The organism is Chryseobacterium sp. IT-36CA2, from assembly GCF_949767875.1.
GTDB lineage: Bacteria > Bacteroidota > Bacteroidia > Flavobacteriales > Weeksellaceae > Chryseobacterium.
In genome coordinates this window covers 1-18,226 of record NZ_CATKPG010000003.1, presented here as the reverse complement: position 1 = coordinate 18,226, position 18,226 = coordinate 1, and the positions used below count along the sequence as shown (strand labels likewise).

The window sequence follows — 18,226 nt, the reverse complement described above, 5'->3', positions numbered from 1 at the left end:
ATAAACTTATACCCTGGCTGAACGAAGTACCTTTGCGAACAAATAAATTCTGTATAGTATAATAAACCCTTGCGAACCTTAGCGTTAGTAATCATTCACGATTGGCTTTGCGAAGCAAAAATTGACCATTGACTTAACAATCTTTCAAATCTTTTTTACAAAAAATATATTGCGTCAAGTTTTGTCGCATTACGCATATAGCTTTGTCATATCAAAATTACAGAGCTATGGAATTACCATTTTACTTAAACTTTAATGACTTTGAAAGTAATTATTACGATAACCTTGAAAAATGGTTTGAAGAATATCATAATACCAGTGAAACAGACTATCTGAAAGCTCTTGCTGAACTTTACAGTCCGTATGTCTATTATAATTTTGCAGACGACATGCTAAAGCCAGATGCTTCCATTGAAGTGAAAGACTGTTTTTTCCCCTACCATGAAAAAATCGGGATTTCTTTTTGTATTGATTGTGAAAACGGAACATCCCCATCCAATGGGATTAATCAGGTTTTTGAATTTAAAAATATTACCATGATGGAGTATGCCCAGCATATTCTTGATAAGATCAATAAGTTTTGTTCAAAAAATACTCATGCTCTGGATGGCAGCAAAAATATCCAGGATTATATTAATAACTATTCTATTGTAACATCCATGGAAGGAGTAGGGTATTGCATCAGCTATAACCGCCATCAGAAAGCAATTCCTTTTTTGAAAGCTTATCTTCCTTACTATGGGCAGACAGTTAATATGGCAGTATACAGAGACTTTCTTTTTTCTGTTGTTCAGATCGCAGAATTCATAGATCAGAAACTGAAAACAGTACATGCTTTTAAACAGACTATCTATGCACGCTCAAGAGCAGAAGCTAAATTCAATGTACAATTGAGCCGACAGTTTCTGACATTGTGCAACTAAATTTTACACCAAACATTCATACTTAATTATATTGCGGAAAACTTATGTCTTTCAATTAAAATCCCGGTCAGTGATGATCGGGATTTTTCAGCTGGGTAATAATGGATAATTTTTACTTCTATTAATAAAAAAAGCTGCCTCATGATTGAGACAGCCTGAATAAGTGGGATAAACTTTATTAGTTTTGCATTACCCCTGCATTTTTTAATTTTAATAATAAACTGTTGAAGTCATTACGGAGAGTGTTTATATCAGCAGCTGATGAATCGGCCTGGCTCAATGATTTACTTATAGGTAAATTGATTATCATGGGCTGGCTATTTGTATCATAAGGAGTAGAGATATTAACAGGAAAATCATCCGTGTAATTTCCTAATACTTCAATAACTACGTCCATAGTCCACTTTTGATTGGCGGAATCTGAACTGCTTTGAGCAAAAGTAAGAGTAGCTTTATTGTTTTTAGTATAAATTCCTGTTGAAACCGGAAGTTTTTTAAAATCATCTAGAGTTCCAGTATAGCTTATAGGCTTTACATCCGAAACAGAGATAATTTCTTCTTTTACCAGTGTAGAATCCATATCATACCAATAGCCTTTTGTAGTTACTTTAAGATAAAGATCTCTGGCTTCAAAGGCACTTGCAAGATTATCAAAGGTGATATCTACAAATTTGTCCTTAGATATATCTGCCAGATGAAAGCTTCTCATCAGTTTATCTGCCTGAGCCTTTTTTACAGTGGAAACCATTGGCGGCATTCCGGGAATCTCTATTTTGTTATTGTAGGCATTTTTATATAAGCTTTCAATATTGGTATAAATAAGATTATTAATAGGAGAGTTGGTAAGAAATGCTTCAGTACTATGGAATGTGTTATCATAGAACTCCAGTGTTCTGTCCTGTGGACCATAGATGAATAAGAAATTGTCTTTAGAGGCCAGATTGATGAAAGTATTATTAAAGACTTTTACACCATCTTTATATTCTCCTATCGTTAATGATCCTGCAACTTGTCCGATAGGTCCGGTTCCGGCTTCTCTTTCAATATAATTATCATAAACCAAGGTTTCACGACATTTCCTGTTCTTAAAATGTGGCTGTTTAGAAATTATCTGTAAATGAAAAGGATATTGTGGTGACAAATGAAAGCGGTTGCCATAAAAATGCTCGCCTCCACCTCTTAATTCTGCATAGGAATCATAGAAATTATTATTATAAATAGTATTGTTAGAGCTCAAAGCATCCGGATCAGGAGCTGTAAATAAAAGATTATTTTTGAAAACACAATTCGTTACATTGGCTCCACGTGTACCAAGATGAAGAGATAATCCTGCATTATTATTATCTTCAAACAAAACACCATCAATTACGGTATCAGTACTTCCTCTTCCAAAATCAGATAAAAAACCTTCTTCAACATCAATTCCTGCTTCAGGAGATGTTCCATAGGTTTTTCCAGTATTGGTGTAGGATCCGCCAATTACTTTAAATCTTTTACTGTTTACAATTGAACATCCTTGTCTGTAATTATTATCTGCATGGCAGTTTCTAAGTATTCCGCCTTCATTCCAGTTATTGGTTTTTATCTCGGCAAAAAGTTCATCAGAAGAAATAAAAAAACCGTCCATACAGCAATTATCAGATCTGCAGTCTGTCAGTTCATATTTTTGAGACGAACTAACCTTAAAACCGGATTGATTATTGTACACATTAGGATCTGCCCCATCCGGTTTTCTATCGTTTTTAGAACCATCATAATTAAGGTTTTCTACTTTAAAATTCTTACATCGGATAAATTCAAAACCACGCATATTAATAATAGGTGGATTATTAGGATGAGCTTTAATGAGAGCTCCGTTACCATAGATGGTAAAATCTGATTTATCCGTAAAGCTGAAAAAAAGTTCAGGTCCTATGTTTGCGTTACCTTCCTCGTCTCCAATGTATATTGGAAGTCCTGTTTTCGGATCTTGGCCTAGTTTGTATCTTTCTGTAAAGCTTCCATCTCCCTGCATATATTTTGCATTTTCAAATACTACGATGAAGTCTTTCTGAGGAAGAAAAGAAATCATTCTTCTGATGGCAGGTGCGTCATTCGTAATACCATCGCCTACAGCTCCAAATCTTTTTACATATACGGTGCGGTTGGCGAGCCAATCAACATCCGCGTAATAATCGCTGTCTTTTTGTCTGTAAATAATGCCATCTGCTTTTGTGGGATTCATTGCTGTTCCATCATGCCATAAAGTGACTTTCTTAAAATTTACATTTTCGTTTGTGTAACTATCTACCAGTTGTACTAAACTGTCATTGGGATAAGTGCTTCCTGTTGCGAAGAAATCATTAGTGTAAATCATTGTTCTTTGTTTTGGTGTTATTTTTTAGGGTAGCTTTTACAAATTCTTGCAAGATTCTTTGTGTTGATCTACAGCAAAAATAAATACCCGATACGACAGAACTTGACGTGATTTAAACAAATAAAAAAAGTCTCTTACATTTTGTAAAAGATTTTGGTTTTTAAGTTATTCTTACCTCTTTCTATAAGGAATATTCCATACCAGATCAGCGGCCAGATAATGAACACCGCCATGATGAATACTTCTGCTGCCTCTGATGAGGTCATCCATATAACCTATATCTACAGTAAAAGGCGAATTAGGAATGGTGAACATATAATAAGCAGCAATTCGCATTTCACGATATCCGAATGAACCCCACTCAGAATCTGGTTCATTGAGATGGCTTATAGAAAACAGTGCTTCAGCACTCAACGCCAGCTTTTGATTATTTTTAGGAGATAAATTATAGGTCAGTTGACTTTTGATGCGGGTTCTCAACTGAAAATCTTCTTCTACCTGATGAAAGTCTGCATCAAAAAACTTCCTGAATTCCTGCCTCACCGTATTTTTCAGTTTCCAATTTTTTCCAAGGTCAAAAGTATATGCATATCTTCCGTAAATTCTGAATTCCTGTTCTGTATTTTCCTTATCATAAGGAGCCATACTTTCATATTGCGGCTGCCGGCGGTAACTCAAAGCATAGCTGTACTGCTGATGCGGGGCAAATGAATGGTAAACTTCATGATTTAAGACGATGATGGCTTGTTTTGAAAATAGATTATGATTGTCCTGGCTGCTTTTTCTCCCTATTGCGATGTAGCTTAATGCTTGTTTCTTTCCCAAAGAATCTAATTGTTGCTTCACTCCGAAAGCCCCCCAGAATGCATTATTAGCGTCTCCTAATCCGGGCGGACTGATCTGTGCCTGTATAGTGGCTCCTATACATACCAATAAAAATAATACTACAAAAAATTTCTTCATGCTCAATAATGTGGATAACTATTTTAATGTTAAATGACTGTAAAACCCTGAGACGAATAAGAATACTGTTGATGTACAGAAAGAGTACTCCGTAATAGCAAAATTATTGGCTTTGCTCATAGTTTGTTTATTCAAAATCTTTTAATACTGTTTAAAAACAAGACAAAATAAAGACCTGATTTAGGATAGATTTAGGAATAAAGCTTTTGGAGTTAAATTATAATTGTTAATAAAATATTGATAACTTGTTAATAGCTTATGGAAAAGTGGAAAATTATTTTTCAATTTAACTATAAAATAATCTGATATTCCGATTTGTAGGTATAATAATAAATTGCCACAATATATAAAATACTGTGGCAATCTGGTTTTATGGACTGTTATTTACATTTAGTTCTGTCTTACTCCGCACATAGCATCCCATGTGGTCCAAAAATGAGCATTGATGGCGCCAACTGGAGGATTTGTGCTGTCTGCAACGATGCCTACCATAGAAGCACAATTGGAGTTGCAGCCTATTTCATTATGACTTCCCTGCTGTGGCGGAATCTGACGCCATGTACCGGTAGATCCGCTTAATAATTCTACTTTAATTTCAAAAATCCCTGAAAGATTAGGAGTCTGAATTTGTTTGGTAGGGTTCTCACTCGAGATGAAATCACTCCAATTTCCCTGTGAGAAAGTTACACGCCATGTAGAAATCATTTTTGAGGTATCATTTTGTGGGGAAAGATACACCCAGAATTGTGCTCCGTTTCCAAGTACTAACTGACCTGAAGAATTTGCATTTACACTTGTTGATGTCATATCGATTTGGATTTTAGATGGTTAGTTTGTACATCAAAGTAACGAAGAACAGCAATGATATTCTATAGTATAAATAACCAATTGTGGGGATTAGTAGAAATACTTAGGAGAAAGTAATTTGAAAATAAGTGAAGCGTATTAATAAAAAAATCCTGTGCTAAACCAGCACAGGATTTTTTGTTTTCTTGCAGAGAGGAAGGGATTCGAACCCTCGATACAGTTACCCGTATACTACCTTTCCAGGGTAGCTCCTTCAACCACTCGGACACCTCTCTTTTTGAGATTGCAAAAATAGCGTATTTTCTTTAATATGCAAATTATTCTACAAATTAATCTGTAATTTCTCCACAAAGGCTTCTGGTGAAATTATCAGCGAAGCTTCCAGAGTAGCTTGGGTTATCAATAAGGTGCATTGCTTTGGTAATCGCAGTTTCCGCAGTCATATCTCTTCCACTGATCGCACCGATTCTTGAGAAAATATTACTATTTTCATACTTTCCGAATGAGATGCCTCCTGAAATACACTGACTTACCACTACAATTTCAGTCCCGTTATTTCTGATTTCCTGAAGTGTTTCCTGAGTTTTTGCACTGCTGAAAATAGTTCCCGAACCAAAAACCTGAAGAATAAGTACCTTCATTTTTGGGATTTCCTTGAAATGGCTCAGATGCATACCTGGGAAAATTCTCCAGAATAAAATATCCTCAGAAATATGTTCATCCACATGAAATTCCACCTCAGGATCGCAACGAAACAGGTTATCTTTAATAATATTCAAATGAACTCCGGATTGTCCCAGAATAGGGTAATTCGGACTTGAATAAGCATCAAAATATTCCGCAGAATATTTCAATGTTCTGTTTCCTCTTAATAATTTGTACTCAAAATAAACGGCAACTTCCTGAATAACTGCTTCATTATTTTCATAAAGACTGGCGTAATAAAGGCTAGTCAGAAGATTTTCCTTCGCATCTGTTCTCAGATCTCCAATAGGAAGTTGAGAACCCGTCATAATCACCGGCTTTCTTAATCCTTTTAGCATGAAACTTAATGCGGATGCCGTATAAGACATGGTATCCGTTCCGTGAAGAATTAGGAAGCCATCATAATCATCATAATTTTTTTGAATATAATTGGCAATTACCTTCCATTCTTCAGGACCCATATCTGAGGAATCTAACGGCTTAGCGAAAGGATGAACAAAAACCTCACATTCCATGAGCTTCATTTCAGGCATTTTTTCAAATATATTACCAAAATCAAAGGCACGGAGACTTCCGGTTTCATAATCTTTTTCCATTCCGATGGTTCCACCGGTATAGATGAGCAGGACTTTTCGCTTCATGTACTATTTTTAATTAAGAATTGGAGCCCGATTAGGCTTCATAGGTCAAAATTACGTTAATTTGCAAAGATTTGAAAATGAATGAAACGCTTATCATGAAATTTTATGAAAATAAAATGGAAATTGCAGTCGTTTCATAGGGCTATTGAAAAAATAACTGAATGCGGATGAAAGACTTAGCGCAAACTTACGAATATTTAAAACAGTTTTTAACCGAAGAAAGACTCGCGAAAATTGAACATTTTTCCCAGGAAAGTTCAGATTTTGTACTTCCTGTTGTAGAGGATGTTTATCAGTTTCGAAATGCAGCAGCAATTGTACGTTCTGTGGAAGCCTGCGGCTTTCATAAAGTAGTGGCTTTGCAGGAAGAATACAGTTTTGAACCCAATCTTCGGGTAACAAAAGGAGCTGATACATGGGTTGAGGTGGAGAAACTTCCGAGAAATATGGAGTCCTTTCAAAGTATTAAAGACAGAGGATACAAAATAGTAGTAGTTTCACTGGAAAATAATGCTAAAATGCTGCCTGAATATGAAATTACTGAACCTATTGCTTTGGTTTTCGGAACTGAAATGGAGGGCGTTTCTCAGGAAATTCTGGATTTTGCAGATGAAACACTGGCTATTCCGATGTATGGTTTTACGAGAAGTTTTAATGTTTCTGTAGCGGCTTCCATTTGTATGTACGAACTGAAACAAAAACTGATAAAATCTGATATTGATTATAAACTGGATGAAGAAAAGCTTCTAAGAATGAAAATCCTTTGGACGGTCAATTCAATCAGAAGCGGACAGCAGATTTTTGAAAAATACCTGCGCGAAAACGATATTGAGTGGAAATAATGAATGAGAAATAAAAAAGAGAAGATTCAACGTCTTCTCTTTTTGTTTTTTATATCATGTTGTAATAATTCCATGATGCTACGAAAACGCCTGCCGTTTCAGTTCTGAGCCTTTGGTTTCCGAGTGATACGGCTTTGACTTTATTTTCAGCCAGAAATACAATTTCCTTTTCAGAGAAATCACCCTCAGGACCAATTAAAAAAGTAAGCTGTTCCAATTGAGGAATATTTTTAAGGTCAATTCTTTCCAGATTCTCATGACAGTGCGCTACAAAAGTCTTTTCCGGATCAATGTTTTTCAGAAAGTCTGTCAGTTTCACAGCATCATTAATGACCGGGAAATGAAATCTCAGACTTTGTTTTGAGGCAGCAACAGCCTGTTTTTTGATCTTGTCAATATTGATATTCTTACGCTCTGTTTTCTCCGTTACAATAATGCTGATCTCAGAAATACCCATCTCTACAGCTTTTTCTACAAAGAATTCGATTCTGTCAATATTTTTGGTGGGAGCAATGGCAATATGAAGTTTTGGATTGAATTCCGGAAGATTTTCTTTGATTTCAGACACTTTAATACCAGCTTTCTTACCTTCTATAATCAGTTTTCCGGAAGCCAGCTTTCCTTTTCCGTCTGTTACATGAATGTCTTCGCCATCTCTCATCCGAAGAACTTTCACAATGTGCTGCTGCTCTTCATCGTTGATGATGACAGTTTGATCTGCTATTTCTCCGTAAAATAATTTCATATATCCTGGCTTATAAATGCAACTCCTGTTTTGATGGTGGTATAAATGTCTGTATCACATTCGCGGTAAGAACACATATAAATTTCTTCAATCCAGGTATTGTTAATGAAAATCAGATTTAAATATTCCTGTTTTCTCAAGTTATTTTTGATCGATAAAAAATCCCCTTCTTTCGGAGTGTAAGGAAAACTAAAAAGATGCTCAGAATTAATTAATTGTAAAACTTCATCTTTGATATCCTGAATATATCCTGTCTCAGAACTTCCTCCGTTAAACTCAGAAAAAGTTTCTGATCCCTCATGTCTTCCTGTGATCGTTTCTAATACCCAGTAATATTTAGAATTCTTTTTAGAATGGGTTCCCAGTATTTTTTCTTCTAAGAGTATTTTCATAAATCATATTTTGCTGTTGCGGAAGTTCTCAAATCTGTAAATTCTCCCCGCTCAAATTTCAACTTCGCTACCATGGCAATCATGGCTGCATTATCTGTTGTATATTCGAACTTAGGAATATAAATATCCCAGCCAAGTCTTTCTTTATTGTCCTCCATTGCCTTTCTAAGCGCAGAGTTGGCAGATACACCACCTGCAATGGCAACCTGATTTACGTTGAGATCTTTGGCTGCTTTTTCAAGCTTATTCATCAGGATTTCTATGATAGATTTCTGTACAGAAGCACAAAGATCATTAAGATTTTCTTTAATGAAATCAGGATTTTTTCTTACTTCTTTCTGGATGAAATATAAAACGGAAGTTTTAATACCACTGAAAGAATAATCGTAGTTTTCCAGCTTCGGTTTATTAAATTTAAAAGCATCAGGATTTCCTTCCTTGGCAAGCCTGTCAATGATAGGTCCGGCAGGATAATCAAGGTCAAAAATCTTTCCGATTTTATCAAAAGCTTCTCCTGCTGCATCATCAATGGTTTTCCCAATGATTTCCATATCAAAATAGTCTTTTACCAGCACAATCATAGTATGCCCGCCACTTACGGTAAGGCATAAGAAAGGGAAGGTAGGCGGCACAGGATTTGCATCTTCGATGAAATGGGCCAGAATGTGGGCTTGAAGGTGATTTACCTCAATCAGCGGTACATTCAGGCTCATAGCCAAAGACTTAGCAAATGATGTTCCTACAAGAAGAGATCCTAAAAGTCCCGGTCCGCGAGTAAATCCTATAGCAGAGATAGCATTTTGTTGTATATTTGCTTTAGAAAAAGATTTTTCAACAACGGGGATAATATTTTGCTGATGGGCTCGTGAAGCCAATTCAGGGACAACGCCGCCATATTCTTTGTGGATGGCCTGGTTCGCGGCAATGTTTGAAAGAATAGAATTTCCCTTGATGATAGCTGCTGAGGTGTCGTCACAGGACGATTCAATACCTAAAATTATAGAGTCGCTCATAATAATGGCAAAGTTAGAGAATAATAACGAGAATGAGAATAAAAAATCTGTAGCTGAAAACCTAGGGGATCAGGTACAGAAAACTGTTGAAAATGTAGAAGGGAAAGTACGTGAAACAGTAAAAGAAGCATCTGAGCTGGCATCAGATGCCATACATCATCCGGTGGAAACAGCTGAAGAGTTTGGTAAACAGGCTGTGAAGGATGTTACCAGCTATACCTGGTGGGCAAAACTTCTCCTGATACTCTTCTGGTTGGGTATTGTTCTTGTGGGTGGAGTTCTTATTGCCATCAATCTTCCGGTAACAAAACAATGGGCAGCAGATCAGGCACTCAAACTTGTTAATAACGATTTTAAATCTGGATTTACCACTGAAAGTGTAGACGTAAATTATTTCGGTGATGTAACGATAAAAGGTTTAAAAGTAAAAGATTATAAAGGATTTAATTTCATTACAGCCCGAGAATTCCGAGCAGATTCAGACTGGATCTCTCTTGCTGTAAATGCCATCTCAGGAAACAGCAATTCTTTAAGTTTTAACTCCCTGGCTCTGGTAAATGCTGATGTAAAAGTAATTACTTATAAAGGTGACAGTATCTCAAATTTTGTAAGATTTGTAGACCTGTTTGACAACGGGAAAAAAAGAGATCCAAAGAAACCTCCTTTTCAGCTGAATTCCAGAATTCAGATTATCGACTCTAAAGTTTCTATCGTTAATGAAAATTCTCCCGGAGAACAGGGGAAATGGCTGACCGCAACAAAATTCAACTTAAAAGCACCGAACGTAAAGGTCAATGGTCCAAATGTCTCGGCATTGATTAATAATATGTCATTTGTAACCTCAAGATGGGGAAAATCTCATTTTGTGGATACTTTCTCAACAGAACTGTCTCTAACGAAGCAGTTTTTGTCATTAAAAGACCTTACGCTGAATACAAATCATAGTTTACTTCAGGGAGATATTAAATTTAATCTTCATGATGGATCCTGGTCAGATTTTGCAGATAGGGTGCGTTGGGATATGAATATCCAGCAGGGAAGCCAGCTAAGCGGTTATGATATTAGTTATTTTGTAACGAACTGGGATAATATCAAACCGTTTAATCTTGCAGGAAAAATGACAGGCCCTTTGAATAAATTTCACTTGGAAAATTTCCTGATCAGAAACCCAGACGTGAATATTGCCACCAAAACAATGAAGGTTGATAATCTGTTGAAAGGACATTTTTCCATAGAAACAAAAGACCTTTCCACCGATTTTACCTACAAAGATTTAAAAGCAATGATGCCTTCTTTTATCTCCAAAAAGATGAAGAACTTTGCAGACGATTTTGGAAAACTAAAGTATAACGGAACAGCAAAAGTAAATCCGGATCAGATTTATGTAGACAACGGAAATCTGATGACCGGAATAGGGCAGGCTAAAATTTCCAAGCTAACCTTATCAGGCTACAGTACCGCAATGCCAAAATATTCCGGTTACCTTGATGTAAAGGATCTTAACACATCTGTTATTACAAAAAATAAAACAGTTGGCTTGATTTCCGGTAAATTTGATCTTAACGGGCAAAGCTTTGATGTCAATACGATGCGTCTGACCACTAAATCCCAGATTGCAAGCGTAGAAATAATGGATAAAACGATCAATAATCTATACCTTGACGGATTATTGGATCATAAGAAATACAACGGATTGATTACCGTTAATGATGAGCAGGCAAAAGCTACCATCAAAGGATTAATAGATTTCAGTACTTCAAGGGTTTCTATGGATGTGAATGCAGATGTCACTTACCTGAACATGAACTATTTTACCAATAAACCTGGCAGCCAGGTGGTAAGTGGTCAGGTTGAAGGGAAAATGGCCATGTCTTCCATCAACGATCTTACTTTGGATGTGAATGCTAATAATCTGAATTTTGCTACGGCAACTCAAAAATATAATATTCCGAATGCCAAATTAAAAACCTTTGTAGAAGCGGGAGGACGAGTGATTGATGTAGATGCACCAGGTGCGGCTACTGGTAAAATATCAGGAAGATACAGTCTTGCAGACCTTGCCGGTATGGTAGAAAATGGAGTAGGAAGAATTTTGGTAGGACCACCGCCGAGAAAACTATACCGCGGACAGAATTTTGCCCTGAAATTTGATGTTCAGCAGGGGTTGGTCAATTATTTTTTACCTGAACTGAAATTGCCTCAGGGAGCTGTTGTAGAAGGAGAATACAACGGAGATTCAAACAACCTGATTCTGAATCTGGATGCTGCTTCTCTTAAATATATTATGACAAAAGAGGAAGAAATTACGGATGCTGATAAAGCTCTGGCATCCTCTAATCCTGATTATAAAATTAACGACCGGAAGAATCTCAGCAGAGACAGTGCCATGGTAGATAGTGTTAAAGTCAGAATTAATACTGCAGATCTTAACCAGCAATTGTATGCTAAGATCAACAGAGCTATCTATAATCAAAATGTCATCAAAGATTTTGAGCTTAAAGGAAATAATGAGAATGGCAATATACTTCATTTAGCAACTACATTTAAGCACGGAAGTCCTGATGATGAGCTCAATGAAAAGCTTAAAGAATATGCCATTAATGTAGATCAGTCTACTGATGCAGCTGGTGACTATGTGTTCAGATTTGAACCAACAGAAGTAAAATTCAATGAGGTTACCTGGGCAATAGATACCAGCCCTGAATTGAATCATTCCATTACTTACAGAAAAGGTACCGGAGATTTTGATATCAGAAATCTTAGGGTGTATTCTGATAAAAGTGCTTTATTTATTAAAGAAGCGCAGTTTAAATCAGCAAAAGACTTTTATGTAGATGCTGACATCAATGACTTCGCTATAGAAAAACTCCTGGAAATGCAATCCGGAGGAAATACAATGGATATAAAAGGTCTTGCCAACGGAAGTGTCAAGATCAAAATGGATAAAAGTACCCTGCAGCCACTGGTAGATCTTAATATTGATGCTATTAAGATGAATGGAAATGATATGGGAGATATCTCCATTTCCGCTACCAATGGTTTCTCACTGAATGTATATGATATTGATGTAAAAGTACATTCTGCAGGAGTTTTAGGGAATAACAGCCTTAACCTGACAGGAACAGTCAACAATAATACTTCTTCTCCGATCATTGATCTTACGGCAGAAATGCGTGATTTTGACCTGTCATTTACACAGCAGTTTGTACAGACTATTTTTGGAAACCTTCGTGGAAAAGCTACCGGAGATCTTAAAATCAATGGAAAGCTTAGCAATCTGGATTATAGTGGTGATATTGCTTTAAAAGATTTTGGTTTAAAGCTTTTGTTTACCGGGGTAGATTATGCATTTGATGATACTGTGATTCAGCTGACCAAGGGGTTGGCAATCCTCAACAATATTGAAGTACATGACGGAAGAACCAATTCCAAAGGGAATATCTCTGGGGCGATTCAGTTTGAAACCCTTTCTTCAATGGGGGTATCTCTCGTAATGAGAGCAGACAATCTACTGATGCTGAATACCACGCAAAAAGATTTTGACCTTTTCTGGGGTAGGGTGTATGGACAGGGAGACCTTTATGTAGACGGACCTGTTTCAGGATTGAGTATTACCACTCCTAATATGAAGGCACTTAACGGAAGTACCTTTACCTTCAACTCCAGTTCTACTTCCAATGTAGAAGAATTTAAGATGCTGAGGTTCCTGAAAGAAGGAAAAGACGGTTTAATTACCCTGGAAGAAAAGAAGAAAACCGGAGCCAATATGAATATTGACTTCAATCTGGCTGTAGATAAAGGAACTACTGTAAATGTACTGGTAGGAGATGATGTTGGAAATATTACCGTAAAAGGATCTGCGGATCCGTTGAGGTTCCATATGAACAGACAAGGGAATATTGCCATGAGTGGTACCTATAAAGTAGATAACGGAACATTTGTCTCTAAGGCAATCCTTAATAAAACTTTCCAGATTGAAAGAAACAGCAGCATCAGATGGGATGGTGATGCGATGAAGCCGACGCTGGATATCAATGCCAACTATATAAGAATGGTTTCCAATGCCGGAGAATATTTGAGTATGGGTAAATTACAGCCTATCAGTATTCTATTGCAGGCCCACATTACCCAGTCGTTGGTAGACCCTCAGATTGATCTTAATGTGACGGCGATGGATGTTTCCAGCCAGGTGAGGGAAACACTTGCCGCAAAAATGAGCCAGGAGGGAGAGAAAGTTCTTCAGTTTGGATCTGTATTGCTATTGAGTACCTTCAATGTATCAAATACAGGTGGAGTGGATGTAAATGTAGGAAACGTAGCAGAATCTTCGGGGTATAATATGCTCTTGAAGCAATTAGGTTCAGTGCTTAATACAATGAGTAATGAATTCCAGATTGACCTTAATTATGTAAAAGGAGATCAGAATTCCAATTTTGGAGACAGAGCCAATGCTGGAGTGAGTGTAGCCCTTTCCCCAAGAGTGAATATAAAAACTGGTTTGGGTATACCACTATCCAAAACAGATGGTGCACAGAACAATTATTTGTCTACGGAAGGTTCTGTAGAATATGATTTATCTAAAAAGAATGACGGTACGTTGGTTATACGTGCTTATTCTAAGCCTACAAACATCGGAATGGTGAGTACAAACGGTTCTGCTAATCAAGCCTATGGAGGAGGGGTAGTGTGGAGTAAAAGCTTCAATTCTTTGTTTAAAAAGAAGAAAAAAGACAAAAAAACTTCAGATGCAAAAGGTGAAATAAAAACAGATTCTATAAAATCAAATGGTAAATAATTAGAATATTTTAATGATTTTTATCATCTGTGTTAATTATTGTTAATATTTGATATATATTTTTTAGTTAAATTATTTTTCGTAAATTTGCAAAAAATACATAGATTTTTTAAAGAAATTGTAATTTAACTAATATGAACTATCAACTGGACGAAATAGACAAGAAGATTCTTGATTTCTTAGTAGAAAACACAAGAATGCCTTTTACAGAAATTGCAAAGCAGATGGATGTTTCTGCTGGAACAATTCACGTAAGAGTGAAAAAGATGGAAGATGCAGGTATTATTTTGGGATCATCTCTTAATATCGATTATGGTAAACTTGATTATCATTTCACAGCTTTCATAGGTATCCTTTTGACAAAATCAAACCGTACTCAGGAAGTATTGAAAGAGTTGTCAACTTTACCTAACGTAATCGAGGCTAGCGTTATTTCCGGAAAATATAACATTTTCTGTAAAGTAAGAGCTAAGAATACTGATGATGCTAAAAGAATTATTTACCAAATAGATGACATTCAGGATGTAATGAGAACTGAAAGTATGATTTCTATGGAAGAATTCTTAAGTGACAAAAACAGACTGATCAACGCTATCTCTGTGTAAGTCAAATTTTAAACGAATAATTATAAAAGAACTTATGAAATCTCTCATAAGTTCTTTATTTTTGTAGGTATGGAAGAATACAGCTATTTTGACGAAGATCCGAAGAAAGGATGGGGATTTGTATTGGCATTTGCAGCTTTAATGTTGTTTACCATTATGGGATTGGGAATTGATGTGGATGAATATTTGCAGCATGAATATCTGCAGATTCCAAGGTGGTATTTCTATGTTATTTTTTCAATTGACCTGTTGATGATGATCGGATTGGTACTGATGTTTTTTTACCGAAAAATAGGGATCTTTATGTTTCCTGCTTTACTTGTACTGCACTTCTTTATGCATAATTACTATCTGTCTACATTTTTGTATACGGATGTTACCAATCTTTTCCTTTTCACGGGATTCGGTATGCTTGCTATTATCCCGAAATGGAAGTTTTTTAAATAAGAACATAATCAATATGTACTCATATAACAAACCGCTTTTAAATCCTATTTAAAAACGGTTTTTGAATTAGATAGGTATTTACCCCAATAAATTAAAAAAGATCTTAAAAATGAGTTCAGAAGCCTAATAACATGCCTTGTTGATGTTTAATAAGAAAACACACTCTGAAGAAAAGACTCTAACGCCATATTTTCATCCAGTCCAAACTTCTTCTTCAGACGTTTTTTTACTTCTTGCCTGAAAATCCATAATACTTACCGCTCCCATTCTCACTTCATAAAAATCACTATCAAGAAGCTTGTTGATCTCAACCAAAGGCATCTCTGAAGATTCTTTAGCCGCAGCAAAAACATCGTCAAATTTCACTCCGAAACTCTGTATTTTTTAATTCTAAAATTAATATCTGCTATGGAATTTAACATTTTTTGCTCCCATTCAGTATCTTTAGGATCAAAAAATAATCTTTTTCCTGTATCTAAAGAGCGGGCAACGTTCATTTCGCCTTCTGTCAGTTCAAAATCAAACACATTAAAGTTTTCTTCAATTCTTGATGGTGTTACAGATTTTGGAATTACTACAAATCCTTCCTGCAGATGCCACCTAAGAATTACCTGTGCTACAGTTTTACCATATTTTTCTGCAATCGCTTTCAGATTCTGATTGCTTAAAAGATTGGCATTACCATTTCCAAGCGGGCTCCATGGCTGTGTTACGATATTATTTTCTCTGTCGTAAACCTGAAGTTCCTTCTGTTGAAATACCGGATGCAGTTCAATCTGGTTAATCACCGGTAAAACGGTTGAATTGGTTTTCAACTCTTTCAGCTTCTCAACAGTAAAATTGCACACTCCAATAGTTTTGATTTTCCCTTCATGATACAATTCTTCCAACGCTTTCCAAGTGCCCAGAAAATCTCCATACGGCCAGTGGACAAGGTACATATCAAGATAATCCATCTGCAGTCTGTCTAATGTTCTCTGAAAAGCACTTTTCGTTTTTTCATATCCGTGGTCCTGAACCCATACTTTTGATGTGATGAACAAGTCATCTCTGTTTACACCGTTATTTTTTACTCCAGATCCTACTGCTGTTTCATTCTGATAAATGGCAGCCGTATCAATCATTCTGTACCCTGTCTGAATCGCTTTGATTACCGCGTTCTCACATTCTTTCAGATCTTCCATCTGTCACACCCCGAATCCTAAAGCCGGAATATCCACTCCGTTATTTAAAGTTACCACAGGCTGTCCTGTATATATTTTTTGCGCCATAATTCCTCTATTATTTTTTATATGTAAAGTGAAAATAAATTTGCAATAAAAAAAATTGAATATAGAAAATGTAATTTATTAGACTTTATTCGATGTAAGAAATTAGGTAAATAATAAGTAACTAATTATTTTTACAAAAAACACAATGCAAAAAAAAATGACACAACATTACTATTATTCCATCTATTTCATTTTGGCCGATTATAAATTAATTCATCATCATAATCGAAAATAAAATGGAAATATTTCAATATATTTGTATTAACATTAACGATCATCCATATTTAATTTAAAATGAAAAAAAAATTCTTTTTTAATCTTTTTTTTGTGATGATTTTTCCATTCTGTAATGCACAAAATTATACTATAAAACAGATAGACAGTTTGATTAGTTATACTGAAAAGGTATATAATGAAAAAAATGATAATAATGTTATTGCATTAGCCAATAGAAACTACAAAATCTCTCAAAAAGCAAACTATCCTGAAGGAATGGTAAGAAGTCTGATTACCCTTTCCAAATATTATTGGAGCAGGGGTGATTATGAAAAGACTCTTCAATATACTAAACAAACTGAAAAGGAGGCTTCCAATATAAACGATTATAAAAGTGTCTGCACAGGATTACGAATAGCTGCGATCTCTTATTATAGCTTGGGACTTGATAAAGAGGCGCAGGAAATATTAACCAGAGCCTTTTCTATTGCTGATAATATAGTTGATCCTGATGATTTCTATGAAACAAGAGGAGAGTTATACCGGGTTAAAGGAGACATAGCTTATTATGGTCATGCTAACAATCGTATTCCGGATTCTTTTAAATATGCTAAGAAAGCATTAACCGAGTTTTCAAAAATTAAAAATATTAATACCCGAAATATTTATTTAGCAAAGATCTATTCAAGTTTAGGAATGGCTTATGTCGAAAAAAAAATGTCTGATTCTGCGTATTACTACTTGAATGCCTCTCTGGACCTGGCCAGAATTGAAAAAAATTATTATAATGAGTGCGTTGCATTAAATGGATTAATACATGCTTCATTTCAGCAGAAAAATTATCAGCAAGCAATCAATTATACAGAAACGTTAATCCCTCTTTCCAAGAAAGCCAAGCAGCTGGTTATTTTAAAACTTGCATACCAAGGCATGCAAGAGTCTTATCATCATTTAGGAAACAAAGAAAAAGAGCTGGAGTATCTCGCTAAATACACTAAATTAAGTGACAGCCTAACCCAAGCTGACAAGCTAATGAAAAATAGATCTTTTCAACAAATTGTCAATGAAAAAGAAAAGACTTTTCTCAATGAAAAGGACAAGCTCTATCTTCTCATTGCTGCGGTCTGTTTGTTATCGGCACTCTTATGTTATTTGGGCTATAAAGCATTCAAAAAATACAAGGTAGAAAAAGAAAAAATACAACATAAAGAAAATGTGATTGTAGAAAAAGACTCCCAACTTGTTGAACTCAAACAGAAAGTAAACAATGCTTTTGATGAAATAGTTGATCTCTCAAAAAAAGACGACCCCCTCTTTCTGACAAGATTCCAGGAGGTATATCCGGACGTTATAAAAAAATTACTGCAAATAAATCCTCAGCTACAGCCTAGTGAGCTTAAATTTTGTGCATTGCTCTTCCTTAATTTCTCATCAAAAGATATTGCCACTTATACTTTTGTTCAGCATCAATCTGTACAGACAAGAAAAAACAGAATAAGAAAAAA

At 35.6% G+C, this 18,226-nt stretch carries 15 protein-coding genes and 1 tRNA gene; 6 read left to right on the top strand and 10 right to left on the bottom strand.

Annotated elements, in window-relative coordinates; genetic code table 11:
• Window positions 1-227 precede the first annotated feature (227 nt).
• On the top strand, window positions 228-923 hold the full coding sequence (locus tag ACM6F9_RS00685) for a hypothetical protein (RefSeq protein ID WP_414843957.1): 696 nt from the start codon (window positions 228-230) through the stop codon (window positions 921-923).
• Window positions 924-1,101: 178 nt separating this feature from the next.
• On the opposite strand, the gene ACM6F9_RS00680 is transcribed toward ACM6F9_RS00685, so the two are convergent.
• The 5 genes from ACM6F9_RS00680 to ACM6F9_RS00660 all read right to left on the bottom strand — a co-directional run bounded on the left by ACM6F9_RS00680 (window position 1,102) and on the right by ACM6F9_RS00660 (window position 6,395).
• Window positions 1,102-3,279: a hypothetical protein gene (locus tag ACM6F9_RS00680; RefSeq protein ID WP_414843956.1), complete on the bottom strand. Its 2,178-nt coding sequence runs from the start codon at window positions 3,277-3,279 to the stop codon at window positions 1,102-1,104.
• Window positions 3,280-3,450: 171 nt separating this feature from the next.
• Window positions 3,451-4,242: a hypothetical protein gene (locus tag ACM6F9_RS00675; protein WP_414843955.1), complete on the bottom strand. Its 792-nt coding sequence runs from the start codon at window positions 4,240-4,242 to the stop codon at window positions 3,451-3,453.
• 390 nt (window positions 4,243-4,632) lie between these two features.
• Window positions 4,633-5,049: a hypothetical protein gene (locus tag ACM6F9_RS00670; RefSeq protein ID WP_193546531.1), complete on the bottom strand. Its 417-nt coding sequence runs from the start codon at window positions 5,047-5,049 to the stop codon at window positions 4,633-4,635.
• Between the two features lie 188 nt (window positions 5,050-5,237).
• Window positions 5,238-5,324, bottom strand: a tRNA-Ser gene (locus ACM6F9_RS00665).
• 54 nt (window positions 5,325-5,378) lie between these two features.
• The gene (locus tag ACM6F9_RS00660; protein WP_414843954.1) at window positions 5,379-6,395 is read right to left on the bottom strand and encodes an asparaginase; all 1,017 of its coding nucleotides are present in this window, start codon (window positions 6,393-6,395) and stop codon (window positions 5,379-5,381) included.
• A 167-nt stretch (window positions 6,396-6,562) separates the two neighbouring features.
• Between ACM6F9_RS00660 and ACM6F9_RS00655 the strand changes: the two genes are divergently transcribed.
• A complete protein-coding gene (locus ACM6F9_RS00655) occupies window positions 6,563-7,237 on the top strand; it encodes a TrmH family RNA methyltransferase (RefSeq protein WP_414843953.1) in 675 nt (224 codons plus the stop codon).
• 49 nt (window positions 7,238-7,286) lie between these two features.
• On the opposite strand, the gene ACM6F9_RS00650 is transcribed toward ACM6F9_RS00655, so the two are convergent.
• From ACM6F9_RS00650 to tsaD, 3 genes are read right to left on the bottom strand one after another with little or no spacing between them, the layout of a single operon-like run.
• Entirely contained in the window at window positions 7,287-7,982 is a 696-nt protein-coding gene (locus tag ACM6F9_RS00650) for an RsmE family RNA methyltransferase (RefSeq protein WP_414843952.1), read from the bottom strand.
• Window positions 7,979-8,374, bottom strand: coding sequence for a hypothetical protein (locus tag ACM6F9_RS00645; RefSeq protein ID WP_414843951.1), 396 nt, complete (start codon window positions 8,372-8,374; stop codon window positions 7,979-7,981). The genes ACM6F9_RS00650 and ACM6F9_RS00645 overlap by 4 nt, the downstream gene beginning before the upstream one ends.
• Window positions 8,371-9,387, bottom strand: coding sequence for a tRNA (adenosine(37)-N6)-threonylcarbamoyltransferase complex transferase subunit TsaD (tsaD, locus tag ACM6F9_RS00640; protein ID WP_105702627.1), 1,017 nt, complete (start codon window positions 9,385-9,387; stop codon window positions 8,371-8,373). The genes ACM6F9_RS00645 and tsaD overlap by 4 nt, the downstream gene beginning before the upstream one ends.
• A 4-nt stretch (window positions 9,388-9,391) precedes the next feature.
• Between tsaD and ACM6F9_RS00635 the strand changes: the two genes are divergently transcribed.
• The 3 genes from ACM6F9_RS00635 to ACM6F9_RS00625 all read left to right on the top strand — a co-directional run bounded on the left by ACM6F9_RS00635 (window position 9,392) and on the right by ACM6F9_RS00625 (window position 15,234).
• A complete protein-coding gene (locus ACM6F9_RS00635; protein WP_414843950.1) occupies window positions 9,392-14,182 on the top strand; it encodes a translocation/assembly module TamB in 4,791 nt (1,596 codons plus the stop codon).
• 134 nt (window positions 14,183-14,316) lie between these two features.
• Entirely contained in the window at window positions 14,317-14,787 is a 471-nt protein-coding gene (locus ACM6F9_RS00630) for an Lrp/AsnC family transcriptional regulator (RefSeq protein WP_034696982.1), read from the top strand.
• A 69-nt stretch (window positions 14,788-14,856) separates the two neighbouring features.
• Complete coding sequence (locus tag ACM6F9_RS00625; RefSeq protein WP_414843949.1) at window positions 14,857-15,234, top strand: hypothetical protein; 378 nt, start codon at window positions 14,857-14,859, stop codon at window positions 15,232-15,234.
• A gap of 192 nt (window positions 15,235-15,426) precedes the next feature.
• On the opposite strand, the gene ACM6F9_RS00620 is transcribed toward ACM6F9_RS00625, so the two are convergent.
• Both ACM6F9_RS00620 and ACM6F9_RS00615 read right to left on the bottom strand, forming a co-directional pair.
• A complete protein-coding gene (locus ACM6F9_RS00620; protein ID WP_414843948.1) occupies window positions 15,427-15,600 on the bottom strand; it encodes a hypothetical protein in 174 nt (57 codons plus the stop codon).
• Complete coding sequence (locus ACM6F9_RS00615) at window positions 15,597-16,418, bottom strand: aldo/keto reductase (RefSeq protein WP_414843947.1); 822 nt, start codon at window positions 16,416-16,418, stop codon at window positions 15,597-15,599. Before ACM6F9_RS00615 ends, ACM6F9_RS00620 begins: the two co-directional genes overlap by 4 nt.
• Window positions 16,419-16,832: 414 nt before the next feature.
• Between ACM6F9_RS00615 and ACM6F9_RS00610 the strand changes: the two genes are divergently transcribed.
• Window positions 16,833-18,226: tetratricopeptide repeat protein (locus ACM6F9_RS00610; RefSeq protein ID WP_414843946.1), on the top strand; the 1,394-nt coding region annotated here is incomplete at its 3' end.

Bases quoted from the DNA above. Each gene is read 5' to 3' on its own strand.
- ACM6F9_RS00685 (WP_414843957.1), top strand. From the start codon at position 228: ATGGAATTACCATTTTACTTAAACTTTAATGACTTTGAAAGTAATTAT.
- ACM6F9_RS00680 (WP_414843956.1), bottom strand. From the start codon at position 3,279: ATGATTTACACTAATGATTTCTTCGCAACAGGAAGCACTTATCCCAAT.
- ACM6F9_RS00675 (WP_414843955.1), bottom strand. From the start codon at position 4,242: ATGAAGAAATTTTTTGTAGTATTATTTTTATTGGTATGTATAGGAGCC.
- ACM6F9_RS00670 (WP_193546531.1), bottom strand. From the start codon at position 5,049: ATGACATCAACAAGTGTAAATGCAAATTCTTCAGGTCAGTTAGTACTT.
- ACM6F9_RS00660 (WP_414843954.1), bottom strand. From the start codon at position 6,395: ATGAAGCGAAAAGTCCTGCTCATCTATACCGGTGGAACCATCGGAATG.
- ACM6F9_RS00655 (WP_414843953.1), top strand. From the start codon at position 6,563: ATGAAAGACTTAGCGCAAACTTACGAATATTTAAAACAGTTTTTAACC.
- ACM6F9_RS00650 (WP_414843952.1), bottom strand. From the start codon at position 7,982: ATGAAATTATTTTACGGAGAAATAGCAGATCAAACTGTCATCATCAAC.
- ACM6F9_RS00645 (WP_414843951.1), bottom strand. From the start codon at position 8,374: ATGAAAATACTCTTAGAAGAAAAAATACTGGGAACCCATTCTAAAAAG.
- tsaD (WP_105702627.1), bottom strand. From the start codon at position 9,387: ATGAGCGACTCTATAATTTTAGGTATTGAATCGTCCTGTGACGACACC.
- ACM6F9_RS00635 (WP_414843950.1), top strand. From the start codon at position 9,392: ATGGCAAAGTTAGAGAATAATAACGAGAATGAGAATAAAAAATCTGTA.
- ACM6F9_RS00630 (WP_034696982.1), top strand. From the start codon at position 14,317: ATGAACTATCAACTGGACGAAATAGACAAGAAGATTCTTGATTTCTTA.
- ACM6F9_RS00625 (WP_414843949.1), top strand. From the start codon at position 14,857: ATGGAAGAATACAGCTATTTTGACGAAGATCCGAAGAAAGGATGGGGA.
- ACM6F9_RS00615 (WP_414843947.1), bottom strand. From the start codon at position 16,418: ATGGAAGATCTGAAAGAATGTGAGAACGCGGTAATCAAAGCGATTCAG.